The organism is Allokutzneria sp. A3M-2-11 16 (assembly GCF_024213555.1).
GTDB lineage: Bacteria > Actinomycetota > Actinomycetes > Mycobacteriales > Pseudonocardiaceae > Allokutzneria.
The window spans coordinates 1-13,862 of record NZ_JANAVO010000004.1; the positions used below are offsets into that span (position 1 = coordinate 1).

A 13,862-nucleotide genomic window follows, 5' to 3' on the forward strand; every position below is an offset into this window, starting at 1 on the left:
GGGTTTCATCCCGTGCCCCCGTGAGGCCCAAGGGCACGCGCAAGGGGCCCCAGGTCAAGCCGACCCCCACGCTGGAAGCCCAGCGCCCCACGCAGGAAATCCAGCCAACTCCGCTGGAAGTCCAGCCGTTCCCCCGCTGGAAGCCCAGCCCACTCGCACTGAAAGCCCAGCCACCCAAGCAGGGAGCCCAGCCCGCACAAGCCCAACTCACCCCGAAAGCACCCCAACAACCTCCGCCGGAGCAGGCATAGCGCGAATCTCCGCCCGAACCTCCGCCGCCGCACCACGAAACCCCGACCCCAGCACAGATGACACCACCGCAGCGTCCACATCGGACTCCGATGCCCGCAGCCCCACCCCCCGCCGAGCCACAGCGTCCGCGTTCACATAACGATCAGCTCCCGTAGGCAGAACCAACTGCGGCACTCCGGCATCGAGCGCCGCCATGGTGCTACCGGCACCGCCGTGGTGCACGATCGCGGCACAGCTCGGCAGCAGCGCGTTCAACGGAACCCATCCTGCCGCGCGCACGTTCTCCGGCAACGTGCCGAACTCACTGAGATCCACATCGCCGAGCGCGAGCACGAACTCCGCGTCGATGTCCTTGGCGCACTTGATGATCCGAGATACCGGGGTAATGCCCGTCATCCCTGGAGCAACGGTGCCGAGGGTGACGGCGATGCGCGGGCGATGGGGTACCGTGCGCAGCCACGAAGGCAGCGAAGCTCCACCGTTGTAAGGGATGTAGCGCATCGGCAGGCCAACGGGAGAGACGCCCATGCTCGGCGGCGCCACGTCGAGCCACTGGCGCGAAGTGGGCATGGTGAAGCCATAACGGTCGAACGTCTCGGCCATCCTCGCGTACGCGCCTTCCTGGGTGCCCGTGGCACGAATGAGGCCGAAGTTGTGCTCTACCAAGGGAATCCCAAGCACTCCCGCGACTAGCAGGCCGACCGTCTGCCCCTGGGACTGCACAACGAGATCTGGCCGCCACTCTCGCGCGACCGTGAGCGCGCCGTCGAACAGCGCGGGCGTGATCTCCGCCATCGCCTCGACGATCTCGCCGAGGTCCCGCACTTCGGCGGTGAGCATGGCCCGCACCAGGTCCGGGCGCTCGCGGCGGAGCCGGGCCATGGTCTCCGCGCGGCTGAGCCCCGGCGCGATGTCGACGACAGGCAACCCGGCGTCCGCCACCGCGAGGGCCTCGCCGGAACTGCCCACCAGGACCTCGTGCCCGGCGGCGCGGAACGCCCAGGCCAGCGGAACCATCGGGAACACGTGCCCGATACCGGGCGAGGACAGGAACAGCACCCTCATGCCGACCCCCTACCAATAGAGAACGCAACGTTCCCTACGGTAGGGTGCGGCGGTAGAGAACGCAACGACCTCTAAGCGGAGAACATGGGCGACCACCGGAGCAACCCGCGGCGACGCGGCGACGTGCTGCTCAACGCGATCTTCGAGGCGACACTCGCGGAACTGGCGGAGTCGGGCTACGCGAACCTGACCATGGAACGGATCGCCGAACGCGCGCGGACCAGCAAGGCGTCGTTGTACCGGCGCTGGCCGAGCCGGGCGGACCTGGTCGCGGCGGCCGCGGGGCACGCGTTGCCCGCCGACGACGAACTGCCCGACACCGGGGACCTCCGGCGCGATGTCCTCACGCTGCTGCGGATGATCGCCGATCGGTTCGACGGACCGTTGGGGGCCGCGGCGCGGGGGTTGCTCGCGGAAACGCTGCACCACCCGGAGCTGGGCAGGGAACTGCGCTCACGCACCACGAGCAACCGGGAGCGGATGATGCGCGGGGTCCTCGACAAGGCGGTGGAACGGGGAGAGATAACCCCCGAAGCGCTCACGCCGCGAGTGGTGATGGCCGGGCCTTCGTTGCTGCAACTGCACTTCCTCCAGTACGGCGCGCCTGTCCCGGACGAGGTGATCGAGCAGATCACCGACGAGGTCGTACTGCCCCTGGTCACGCGGAAGGGGTGGCACCGGCGAACCGGCACCACCCCGACTGGCTAGATCAACTAGAACTAGAAGCGCAGCGTCCAGGAGTCGACCGAGCCCGAGTCACCGCGGGCCACGTCCTGCACCCGGAGCTTCCAGGTCCCGTTCTTCACCTTGCCGCCGACGTTGACCGTGTAGGTCTCGTTGACGTTGTCGGCGCTGTCGTAGGCGCTGGAGTTCTTGACCCGGAAGGCCGTGTTGTCCGGCGCGATGAGGTCGATCACCAGGTCACCCCGGTAGGTGTGGGTGATCTTGACCTCGGCCTTGACGGAGGTGGCGTTGCCGTCGCAGCGGGCGACGACCACGGGGCTCTCCACGGTCTTCAGGTCACCGATGGCAACGGCACCGCCGCTGGTCACCGCGTCACAGGTGGGCGGAGGAGTGGTGCCGCCGCCACCGACGAAGAGCAGCTTGTTCGGCGAGCCCGCGCCCGGGTTGGTCACCTTGCCGCTGGTGGCGTCGGCGACCAGCTTGTCGCGCACCTGGGCCGGGGTCCAGGTCGGGTTCGCCGCGAGCACCAGTGCCGCGCCACCGGCGACGTGCGGAGCCGCCATCGAGGTGCCGCTGATGGTGTTGGTCGCGGAGTCGCTGTCCTTCCACGCCGAGGTGATGCCGACGCCGGGTGCCCAGATGTCCAGGCAGGTACCGAAGTTGGAGAACGTCGCCGACGCGTCGGTCTTCTGCGTCGCGCCGACCGTGATCCCCTCCGGGGTGCGGGCGGGCGAGGCGGTGCACGCGTCCTGCGGGCGACCGAAGATGTCACCGTTGCCCGCCGCGAGGGCGAACGGGATGCCCTTGCCGATGGCGTTCTTGACCGCGGTGTCCAGGGCGTCGTTCGCGCCGCCGCCGAGGCTCATGTTCGCGACGGCGGGCTTGACCGCGTTCGCGGCGGTCCAGTCGACACCGGCGATGACCTGCGCCCAGGTGCCGCTGCCCTGGCAGTTCAGCACACGGACGCCGACGACCTTGGCGTCCTTGGCGACGCCGTAGCTGGTACCGGCGACGGTGCCCGCCACGTGCGTGCCGTGGCCCTGGCAGTCGTCGGTGTTGTCGTCGTTGTCGATGAAGTCGCGACCGGACCGCGCACGGCCACCGAAGTCCTGGTGCGTCTGCCGCACACCGGTGTCGATGATGTACGCCGTCACACCCGCCGCGGACGGGTAGGTGTAGGAGTTGTCCAGCGGGAGGTCACGCTGGTCGATCCGGTCCAGGCCCCACGACGGGGTCGGGGTCTGCGTACCGGACATGCGCACGGTCTTGTTCTGCTCGACGAAGTCGACGTCCGGGTTGGCGGCCAGCTTCTTGGCCTGCGCCTCGGTCATCTCCACGGAGAAGCCCTGGAGCGCGGTCGCGTAGACCAGTCCGACCTTGCCCTGGTACTGCTGCGCGAGCGCCCCGGCCTCGGCGGAAACGGCTGCCGCCGTCCTCACCTTGTCCTTGAGCACCACGATGTAGCTGTTGGCTACGGCATCGGCCCCACCGGCGTTGCGCACGGCGCCCTCAGCCGGTGCGGCGGTCGCGGTGGAACCCAGGGCCACCAGGCTCATCGCCAGGGTGGCACCGAGCACCGAGGCCGCGGCGAGCCGAGACCTGGTCCTGTGCTTACGAGTCATATCGCGGTCCTCTCTCCTCCATGCACGTTCGGCGCCCGTCGATGCGGGGGCCGAGCAAGGAAAAGCGCACGTCCTCCCCACGGCAGGGGTTTCTGCCGGTGGGGTCAAGGAAACGGAGTACTGACTACAACGTCCGCGCGAACGTAAGATCGATGTTAGGCGGGGTTCACCGAGTTCGTACAGACACTGATTTCAACGGCTTGACCGCGTCATAAGTAAAACCCCGGGGAATTCCACAGAAAAGAAAAGCAGACGAAGTTCGGCGACTTTATCGCACGAAAAACGGCCGGTCGATAGGCCAAGGGGCGTCCGGGCGTTACCCGGAGCCGCCCACGCCGGTCGGACGACGCGTTAGGCCAAACCGCCGTATAGGCAAATCCGCAGCTCACAGCGCTGTAGCCGAAGGCAAGATCGAATGCACACGTTCTTACCTGGGCTAATACCGGCCGCCTCCGAGTTCGGGCCGCGACGGGCGTGACACGAACAGCCCACAGCACGCGTGAAACCGGTCATAGCATGTTCCACACTGCTCCCTGGACGGAAGCGGCGCATCTCCGGGTGGCACGGCCGGGAAAAATCCCCCCGATTGTCGTAACGTCGGCGGAACTCGAATGGCGGCGCTAGCGGCGGCACGGCCAGCGCTGTGGCCAGCTCGTTACCTCGGCGGCCTCCCTGGTGCCCAGCCGCCGGAACTCCGCGGCCGCGGCCGACCAGGCCCGTTCGCTGCTGTCCGCGTCACCGGTGATCGCGTGCGCGGCGCCGACGTCGCGCAGCGTGCGGGCCCGCCACACCGGCAGCCGGATGGTGTTCCAGTCCGTCAGCGCCTGCTCCAGGTACGCCAGCGCGCGCTCTGGTTCGTCCATGGCGATGTAGCACTCGCCGAGGGTCCGCCTGGCCAGCGCGACGCCGAACGCGTCGTGCAGTTCGCGGCAGCCGCGCAGGCATTCCAGCAGCATCGGCTCCGCCTCGTCGGCCTTGCCCTGGCGGATGCGCACCTTCGCCAACGCCTGCGCGGTGTAGCGCACCAGCAGCGCGTCATCGACGGCGACGACGATGCGGTGCGAGCGCTCGCAGTACTCCTCCGCCGCCGCCAGATCGTCCGACGCGCGGTGCACGAGCCCGATTCCGCGCAACGCCAAGGCTTCGCCACGGTCGTTGCCGACGAACCGGTACATCTCCGCGGCCAGGTTGAGCGTGCGCAGCGCCGCCTGGTCCTCCCCCAGTTCGCGGTAGGAGTAACCGATGCCGTAGAGCGCGTGCGCGACGCCTTCCTCATCCCCCTGGTCCGCGAGCAGCGTGTACGCGCGGTTGAGCGCGGGCAGCGCGGTGGAGTGCTCGCCGAGCTCGCGGTTGACCATGCCGATCCCGTTGAGCGCCACCGCTTCCCCGCGCGCGTCGCCGTCCTCGGTGAAGAGGGCGAGCGCGGTGCGGAAGTGCTCGCGCGCGGTCTCGAAGTTGTCGCGCTTGTAGTACATCTGGCCGAGGCTGCATTCGAGCGCGGCCTCGCCGTGGCGCAGTCCGGTCCTGCGCAACGCGGCCAGCGCGGCGTCGTGCGTCCGCTCCCAGCCGTCGTAGCGGTTGTGCACCGCGAACCAGGCGAACACCAGCGCCTCGGCGAGCCCCGCGGCGGACTCCGCGAGGTCCAGCTCGGCCGCCCGCTCCACGGCGGTGATCAGCGCGGCCTCCTCCTGCTCGAACCAGCTGTCCGTCTCCGGAGTCCGGTTCCGCTTGGAGGGCAAGGAGTTCAGCTCGGTCTGGCACAACCGGGGAACCGCGGGCGGGAGGTTCTCCACCAGTGACTCCACTGTGGACAGAAGCGCGGAGACCGCGCGGTGCACGGCGTCCCTGCGCACCTGCTCGGAGTCCTCCAGCTCGGCGCGCTCGCGGGCGTGGATGCGGACCAGGTCGTGCACGCGGTAGCGCAGCGGCTCGACCGGCTTGCTGATCACCTCGACCAGCTGCGCGTCCACCAGCCGCTCGAAGACGTCCTCCGCGTCGTCCTCCGGCAGGTCGAGCAGCGGCGAGGCCAGCCAGCCGGGCAGGTTGGCGTAGCCCAGCGCGCCGAGCAACCGGTACGCGCGCCTGCTCTGCTCGTCCAGGCCGAGGTAGGTGACGGCGAGGCCGGTGCGCACCGCGAGGTCGCCGACGGAGAGCTCGTCCAGCCGTTGGCGTTCGTCGCGCAGCCTGCGCAGCAGCCGCGACACCGGCCAGTGCGACCGCGCGGCGAGCTTGGCGCCGGTGATCCGGATCGCCAGCGGCAGGTACCCGCACAGCTCGACGACCTCGGTCACCGCGTCCGGCTCGGCCTGCGCGCGGTCGTCGCCGAGGATGCGGGAGAACAGGGTTCGCGCGTCCTCGGGCGGCAGCACGTCAAGGGGAACCCTTGTGGCGCCTTCGATCCCGGACAGCCGCTGGCCGCTGGTCACGATCACCAGGCAGCCGGCGCCGCCCGGCAGCAGCGGCCGCACCTGCGCCTCCCCCGCCGCGTCGTCGAGCACCACGAGCACTCGCCGCCCCGCCAGTTCGGCCCGCCACAGCGCCGCGCGCTCCCGCAGCCCTTCGGGGATTCGCTCGCTCGGCACGCGCAGCGCCCGCAGCAGCGCGTCCAGTGCCGCTTCCGGTGCGGCGGGGCTGTGATCGGCGGATTGCCCGTGCAGCTCAACGAAGAGCTGTCCGTCCGGGTAGCGGTCGGAAAGGCGGTGCGCTGCGCGAATCGCCAGCGCCGTCTTGCCGACGCCGGTCGGTCCGTCGAGCCACCACACCCGCAGCGCGGACGAAGTGTCCACAGTGGACTCGGTCAGCCTGCGCAGTTCGTGCTCGCGGCCGGTGAAGTCGTGCACGTCGCGCGGGAGGTAGTTGCGCGTGGCCTGGTCCCGCCCGGCAGCTGTCTCACCGCTGAACCCCGCTGCCCCCGGGCGACCTTCGAGGATGTCGAGGTGCAGGCGCTGCAAGTCCGGCCCAGGCTCGATGCCCAGTTCCTCGGTGACCGCGCGCCGGGCGTCCTGGAACACGCGCAGTGCCTCGGCACGGCGGCCGCACCGGTAGAGCGCTGTCATCAGCTGCCCGCGCAGCCGTTCCCGCAACGGGTTGTCAGCGACCAGCGTCGGCAGTTCCGTTGCCAGTTCCGCGTGCCTGCCCAGGGTGAGGTCGGCGTCGATGCGCGCTTCGATGGCGGCCAGCCGCTCCTCTTCGAGCCCAGGGAAGAACCGCTCGCGCATCCAGTCCGAGCCGACGTCGGCGAGAGCGCGGCCGCGCCACAGGGCCAACGCGTCGCGCAGCAGCGCGCTCGCGCGCCCCGGATCGGGCTCCTGCATCGCGGCGGCCACGCGGGATCGGAACACGTGCAGGTCGACCTGCTCCGGCCGGACCGCGAGCAGGTAGCCGGGCGGGCTGTAGCGCAGCGACACCGACGGCAGCAGCTGGCGCAGGTGGGAGATGTGCACCTGGAGCGCTTTGCGCACGTGCGGCGGTGGTTCGTCGCCCCAGACCGCGTCGATCAGCCGCTCCGCCGGGGTGATGCGACCGGCTTCGAGCAGCAGCATCGCCAGGATCTGGCGGGACTTCGGCGGCGGCGGGTCCAGGCGCGACCCCGCCTCCCAGACCTCAACCGGGCCGAGAATGCGAAAGTCCACCGTGGCCCTCCGTCTCGGACGGTCGATGGCCAATTGTTGGGTGTTCCCTCGCCTATGTCTGCGTCCGACTGTCGCAGCCGCCACCAGAAAATTTGATATCCATGGCCGAAATACCGGGTGGGGACGGCCATCCCCACCCGGTAACCCCCAGCGGCCGTCAGGGGTGGCTGCCGCCGTAGAAGGTCCGGCTGCTCAGGGTGCGCTTGACCTGGCGAACCTTGTTCTGCGAGTTGCCCTCGACCAGCGTCACCGAACTTCCGGAAACCGATTTCACGATCCCAATGTGGGTGCTGGTCTTCGTGCTGGACGGGCCGGTGCCGAACAGCAGCACATCACCCTTGGTGGCCTTCTTCAGGTTGGCCTTGCCGTAGGACTTGCCCTTGCGCTTGCCCCACTTGTAAACGTCGCCCGTGAACGGGTACTGGGGAATGCCCACCCCGGCCTTGCGCCAGACCCAGGTGGCGAACAGCGCGCACCACGCCACGCACATCTTCGAGTACTTGGTGCAGTTGCTGCCGTTCGGCTTCTCGCCGTTGCCCTTCTCGGCGTTGGCGATCTTGACGATGGTGTCCTTGAGCGCCAACGTGTTCGCGTCATCCGCGTTGGTGTCGTCGGCGACGTCCGCGGCAGTGTTCCTGTTCCGCTCTTCTTCCTCGGCCATGAACTGACGCAGTTCCTCGCCCGCGAGCGGAGCGCCGTGCTCGTCGAGCACTTCCAGCACCGCGGGCGCCGGATCGGACGGTGCGGCCACCGCGGGCACCGACACCGAGCTGACGGCCACCGCCGCGCTCATGCCGACCACCGCGAAACCGCGAACGAGACGCCGGAAAACCGAAGACTTGCTTGCAGAGTCGAGAATCTGCACGGTGTTCTCCATGCCGCATCCCCTCATTTGGCGCCCAGCGGCGGCAGGGGGTTGCCGCTAAGGCACCACCGCCAGGTCTCCCCGACGGCCACCCCACAGTGCGCGCACGGCCCTAAGCCCCACCCAAGGCGCGGTAAACCCGCACTCCGCCGCACGGGTAGGGCCCCCGCCGGAGTTCCCCGGTCTTCAAGTACCCCGAACCCCGGCCCCAGCGATCGCAAACGACCCCCAACCCCGGAAGCGGGGCCGGGGTTGGGGGCGGTTTGAGACGTTCTGGAGGGGGGTCGGGGGTACTTGAAGACGGCCCTACCCGGGGGGCGGAGTGCTAGGGGGCCAGGGAGCGCACGAGGGAGGGGAGCGACGCGGAGCGGAGCAGGTCGCCGGAGACCTCGGCGCGCCGGGCGATCAGGGTGTCCAGGAGCTCCCCCGCGTCCCAGACGTTGACGTTCATCGTCGCCATGACGCGCCCGCCGGAGAGCCAGAAGGCGATGAACTCCCGCGCCGCCACGTCACCGCGCACCACCAGCTCGTCGCTGGGCCGCGCCACCCCGCGGAACTCCATGCCCAGGTCGTACTGGTCGGAGAAGAAGAACGGCACCTCGGAGTGGATCTCGTTGCGCCCCAACATGTTCCGCGCGGCCACCGGGCCCTGGCCGAGCGCGTTCGCCCAGTGCTCCACCCGGACCTTCCTGCCCAGCAACGGATGCCGCACCGTGGCGACGTCACCCGCGGCGTAGATCCCGGGCGAGGAGGTCTCCAGGTACTCGTTCACCACGATGCCGTCCTCGACGGACAGCCCGGCGGCCCTGGCCAGCTCGACGCGCGGGCGCACCCCGACCCCGACGACCACCAGGTCGGCCTCGACCAGCCCGCGATCGGTGCGCACGCCCGCGTCCACGATCTCGGTGACCGTGACGCCCATGTGCATGTCCACGCCGTTCTCCGCGTGCAGATCGCGGAAGACCTCGCCCATCCGCACGCCGAGGACCGTCTGAAGTGGACTGTTGCGCCGCTCGACGAACGCCACCGACCGACCGAGCCGTCGCGCGGAGGCCGCGACCTCCGTGCCGATCCAGCCGCCGCCGATCACCGCGATCCGCTCCGCGCCGTCCATCGCCGAACGCAGCGCCTCCGCGTCGGCCATGGTGCGCAGGTAGTGCACGTGCGGCCGGTTCGCGCCGGGGACCGCGAGCGGCCGCGCCGTGGCCCCGGTGGCCAGCAGCAGCCGGTCGAACGGGATGCGCTCGCCGGTGACCAGCACGACCTCGCGGTTCTCCCGGTCCAGCGCCGCGACGCGCTCGCCAATCCGCAGCTCGATCCCGTTGCCCGCGTAGAACTCCGCCGGGTGCACCCAGGACGCCGCCGCGCCGCGCAGGAACTCCTTGGACAACGAGGGCCGCTCGTACGGCGGCCGGTCCTCCTCGCCGAGCAGCACGACCCTGCCATCGAAGCCCTCGGCACGCAGGGTCTCGACGGCCTTCGCGCCCGCGAGCCCCGCCCCCACCACCACGAAGATTCGATCGCCACCCATGGGTGAACACCATGCAGCGCCAACGATCAAACGATCAACTATGCACGCGAACACCTACCTGTCAGGGTGACGCCCACCCCCCACCTGTGGCGTTGCGCCTTAGTTACCCCCGGTAAGTGACGGGTTACTAGGCTGGGCGATCTGCATCGGCCGCCGGAGGAGGGGACACCGACCTGTGCTGGAGCCTGAGATCGGTCTCGTCGGCCGCGATTCCACCGCCGCGCTGGTGGAGTCGCTCATCGACCGGAGGGCCCGGTACCCGTTGCCGGTGCTGGTGGCGTTCGGCCCCGGCGGCAGCGGCAAGACCACGCTGCTCGACCACGTGCGGCGGCGGTGCGAGCCCTCGGTCCCGCTGGCGCGGGTCGACCTCGACGAGACCGGCTCCAAGTCCTGCCGCGACGTGCTCGACGCCGCGCACAACCAGCTCCGCCAGTACTACCACCCGCAGTTCGGCAGGCTGCGGATGCCGCGCTACGGCCTGGCCCGCGCGGTGCTCGGCGGACGGCCCCCGGCCGAGGCCGATCCGCTGCGCGCGGCGCGGGAGCTGATCGGCCGCGACGCGCGCACCCTGCCGACGGTGACCGACGCGCTGAGCACGGTCGCCGAGGCGAGCACGCCGACGCAGTGGCTGGGCAGGCTGATGCGCCCGCTCGGCCGTTCGCTGGCCACGGTGGCCACCGTGCTGCCCGGCTGGCTGCGCTGGCTGGCCGGTTACCGCCAGGCCGCCGTGCTGCGCTGGTACGAGCGGGAGGCCGGGCGCGAGCTGCTCAGGATGAGCCCGGGCTGCAAGGTCGACGCGGTGATCTCCCAGCTGTGGCACCTCGCCGACAGCGAGGACCGCAGGGACCGGCTGACCGTGGACCGCTTCCTGGTGGCCGCGTTCCTGGCCGATATCGAGGCGGCCTACCGCGGCGCCCGGCACCGCAAGGTCAACTGCGTGCTGTTGCTGGACGGGGCGGACCTGCTCTCCCCGATCGAGCTGAACCTGTTCCCGGCCGACCGGCCGGTGTCCCCGGCGCCACCGACCGACGTGGTGGAGCTGTTGGCCGAGGCGCGATTACGCCATCCGGACCTGCCGCTGCTGGTGATCGCCACCAAACAGTCCACTGCGGACATCGAGGACATCCCGCTGCCGCCCGAGCTGGCAGGCGAGGACGGCGGCGATCCGTCCTCTGTGGACATCGCACGGGCGGTCTACTGGGGCTGGCGCAACCGGTTCGAACGGGTCAGGCGGACCGACAGCGCCTACCTGCCGATCCGCCTGCGCTCGTTCACCAGGGACGAGACGGGGCAGTTCCTCGCGCAGTGGACGCAGCGGCGGGCGGGCACGGTCGAGCGCCCCGCACTGGTCTCCGAGCTGCACGAGGTCACCCACGGGCACCCGCTCGCGGTCCGGCTGGCCATAAAGGTCGTCGACCGGCGCTACGCCCGCGACCGCGTCGTGCCGCCGGTGCGCTCGGTCTACGCGCAGCTGGTGCCCAACCCCGAAGCCGAGGGCGCCGACCGCACCGAGACCGTCGGCGAGTACCTGATGTTGCGCTTCCTGCAACGGTTCCGGGACAGCGACCTCTCGCAGCGCACGCTGACCAGGCAGCTGCTGGCCCGGCTGGCGGCGCCGCGGCGGCTGGACGTGCACACGATCCGCCTGCTGGTCCCCGATCGCGACGCCGACGAGATCTGGACCAGCCTGTCCACCTACAGCTTCGTCACGCTCAGCCCGGACTGCGCGCAGCTGGAGTTCCACCCGCTGCTGCGCGACCTGCTGGCCGAGGAGTTGTTGCGCACCAACGGCAATCCCGACTTCACCCACGACCAGGTGCATCGCGCGCTGCGCGACCACTACGCGCGGCTCGGCAAGCACTCCGACCGGCTCTACCACTGCCTCGCGCTCGGCGACGTGCGCGCGGTCGCGCTCTACCTGGCGCCGCGCATCGCGCAGTGGCACGGGCGCTGGGCCACCGAGCTGGAGGAGATCGCCGCAGCGCCCTACCGCTCCGACATCGAGGTCGCGCCGCTGAAAGCCGGACTGGGCTGGCTCAAAGGCCCTCGGTTGCGCCGGGTCGAGGACCTGGTCCGGGCCACCTGGCGGTTGCGCTCGGGGACCGGAACCGCGCTGCGCGGCGGGGAACTGTTCCACGACGTGCTGGACGGGTACCGCTCGCTCAACGCCGACGACGACCCTTCTGTGGCCCGGCAGCTGTCCCGCTACCGTGCTCTGGTGCACGCCTCGCAGGACGGCAACCCCGCGACCCCGCTGCCCCAGCTCCCGGAGTACTGCACCGGGACCGGCAAGCACCCCTACCCCCGGGTGTGGCCGCCGAGGCACGCCATCCGCAAGTCCGTCGCGGTGCTTTCCGTGGTGCTGCTCGTGCTCTACGGCGCCGTCTACATCCGGCACGTGCTGGTGCACTGCGACCGCGAGGGACCGCTGTCGGTCGGCACGGTGGCGGGCACGCTGTTCGACGACAGCAAGGTTCTGTCCAATATGGACGGCGAGTGCGTCGGGGTGACCGGTGCCGCGGGCACCTTCCTCGCCGACGAGAGCACCGCGGGCGAGGACGACCACGAGGTCGCCGAGCTGACCAGGCTCATCAAGGAGCAGAACGACCAGGTGCTCAAGGAGGCCGGGCGCGCGGGCGGGCGGCCGTACGTGAGCATCGTGGTGGCCACCATGCTCAGCTCCACCGAGCGCCCCAAACGGGACCTCTCGGCGGGCGTCAACGAGCTGCGCGGCGCCTACCTCGCGCAACGCGACTGGAACCGGTTCCGCACCTCGACCATCCAGCGCGGGTTCCTGGTCCGCCTGCTCCCGGCCAACTTCGGTGGCGACTCCGAGCACGCCGAGCACACCGCGGAGCAGATCCGCGGGCTCGCCGACGCCGATCCCACCGTGGTCGCGGTCAGCGGGATGGGGCAGACCAGGGACGCCACCGTGCGCGCCGCCGAACTGCTCGGCACCGCGACCGGGACCTGGACCGGCATCCCGATGATGGGCTCGGCCCCCTCCGGCAACACCTTCAGCGGCAAGCCGTACTTCTTCCGCGTCGCCCCGACCAACGCCAGGCAGGCGCAGGTGGCGATCGAGTGGGCGGTGACCGCGCGGCCCTTCCGCGGCAGGCAGCCGTTCCTGGTCTACAACCCCACCGACCGCTACAGCCGGGAGCTGAAGGAGGACTACCAGCGCGAGCTGGAGAAGGAACAGCGCAAGCAGGTCCCGGAGCTGCGGGCGGGCATCGAGAAGCCCTACGAGGCTGGCACCACCGGCACCGCGAGCACCCTGCGCACGCGGGTGCGCGAGATCTGCGAGGAGAACCCGCCGGACCTGCCGGGCCCGATGATCGTCTACTCCGGACGGGCCAACGAGCTGCCCACCCTGCTCGACGAGCTCAGCCGCAGCACCTGCCGGGACGAGGCGATCATCCTGGGCGGCGACGACCTCTCGCAGCTGGAGACCGCGGGCTTCCGCGACCTCGCCGGGCGCGAGGACTACGCGAGCGAGCGGCTGTTCTTCACCACCTTCGGCCCGACGAGGGAGGGCTGGGAGCTGCGCGGCAACGGCCGGCTGGAGCCCGGCGTCGACCGGTTCTTCGCCGATCACCTCGCCGTGGAACGGGAACAGCGCCAACGCGGTGGACCGGCATTTCGGTCAGGGCCGAATGGCCACGTGATGCTCTCCTACGACGCCGTGCACCTGCTGCTCACCGCGGCCGAACGGGCGCGGACCGACGCGCGCGGGGTGCCCAACCGGCACCAGGTCTACCAGTCGTTACGCGAGACCACGGGAGCACTCGCCCACTCCGGAGTGACGGGAAAGGTGGACTTCGGGGCCCCTGACCGCGCTCTCGGGCGCGGCGGGGCGAATCCGCAGGACAAACTCGTGGTCGTGCAGGAAGTGGTGAAACAGGACGGCCGTCTTGTTTCGTCCTACCTCACCAGTCGCGGCCGATGACCGCTACCGTGTGTGCTCACCACCCCTGGTGCGACCCTGCGTGACCGGGTGGGGGTACGGCGGACGAAGAGGGATACGTCAGCTGGCTGATATCGATATCGGCAGTTTGATGGAGTATTTCCCACCGACGGGTTTCCTAGGTATTTGTTGACGGTTCGGGTTCCCCTCTCGGGGAGCCGGGACACCCGCAAATCCCCCACCGCCGCGGAGGGCTCGTGCTACGCATACGCTTCGGACCCGACGATCTGCCGCGGATCCGCTT

7 protein-coding genes are annotated in these 13,862 nt (G+C 70.2%); 2 read left to right on the forward strand and 5 right to left on the reverse strand.

Annotated features, from left to right (window positions below):
- Positions 1-207: 207 nt before the first annotated feature.
- A complete protein-coding gene (locus NLX83_RS24395) occupies positions 208-1,317 on the reverse strand; it encodes a nucleotide disphospho-sugar-binding domain-containing protein (RefSeq protein WP_254237481.1) in 1,110 nt (369 codons plus the stop codon).
- 84 nt (positions 1,318-1,401) lie between these two features.
- Between NLX83_RS24395 and NLX83_RS24400 the strand changes: the two genes are divergently transcribed.
- The gene (locus NLX83_RS24400) at positions 1,402-2,025 is read left to right on the forward strand and encodes a TetR/AcrR family transcriptional regulator (protein ID WP_254237482.1); all 624 of its coding nucleotides are present in this window, start codon (positions 1,402-1,404) and stop codon (positions 2,023-2,025) included.
- A gap of 11 nt (positions 2,026-2,036) precedes the next feature.
- Here the strand turns inward: NLX83_RS24400 and NLX83_RS24405 are convergent, their stop codons facing one another.
- The 4 genes from NLX83_RS24405 to NLX83_RS24420 form a co-directional block, all read right to left on the reverse strand.
- Entirely contained in the window at positions 2,037-3,623 is a 1,587-nt protein-coding gene (locus tag NLX83_RS24405) for a S8 family peptidase (protein ID WP_254237483.1), read from the reverse strand.
- A gap of 620 nt (positions 3,624-4,243) precedes the next feature.
- Complete coding sequence (locus NLX83_RS24410; protein ID WP_254237484.1) at positions 4,244-7,255, reverse strand: AfsR/SARP family transcriptional regulator; 3,012 nt, start codon at positions 7,253-7,255, stop codon at positions 4,244-4,246.
- Positions 7,256-7,412: 157 nt separating this feature from the next.
- The gene (locus tag NLX83_RS24415) at positions 7,413-8,132 is read right to left on the reverse strand and encodes a CHAP domain-containing protein (RefSeq protein WP_254237485.1); all 720 of its coding nucleotides are present in this window, start codon (positions 8,130-8,132) and stop codon (positions 7,413-7,415) included.
- Between the two features lie 313 nt (positions 8,133-8,445).
- A complete protein-coding gene (locus NLX83_RS24420; protein ID WP_254237486.1) occupies positions 8,446-9,651 on the reverse strand; it encodes an NAD(P)/FAD-dependent oxidoreductase in 1,206 nt (401 codons plus the stop codon).
- 175 nt (positions 9,652-9,826) lie between these two features.
- Here NLX83_RS24420 and NLX83_RS24425 point away from each other — a divergent pair, with 175 nt between their 5' ends.
- Positions 9,827-13,600: a hypothetical protein gene (locus tag NLX83_RS24425; protein ID WP_254237487.1), complete on the forward strand. Its 3,774-nt coding sequence runs from the start codon at positions 9,827-9,829 to the stop codon at positions 13,598-13,600.
- Positions 13,601-13,862 lie beyond the last annotated feature (262 nt).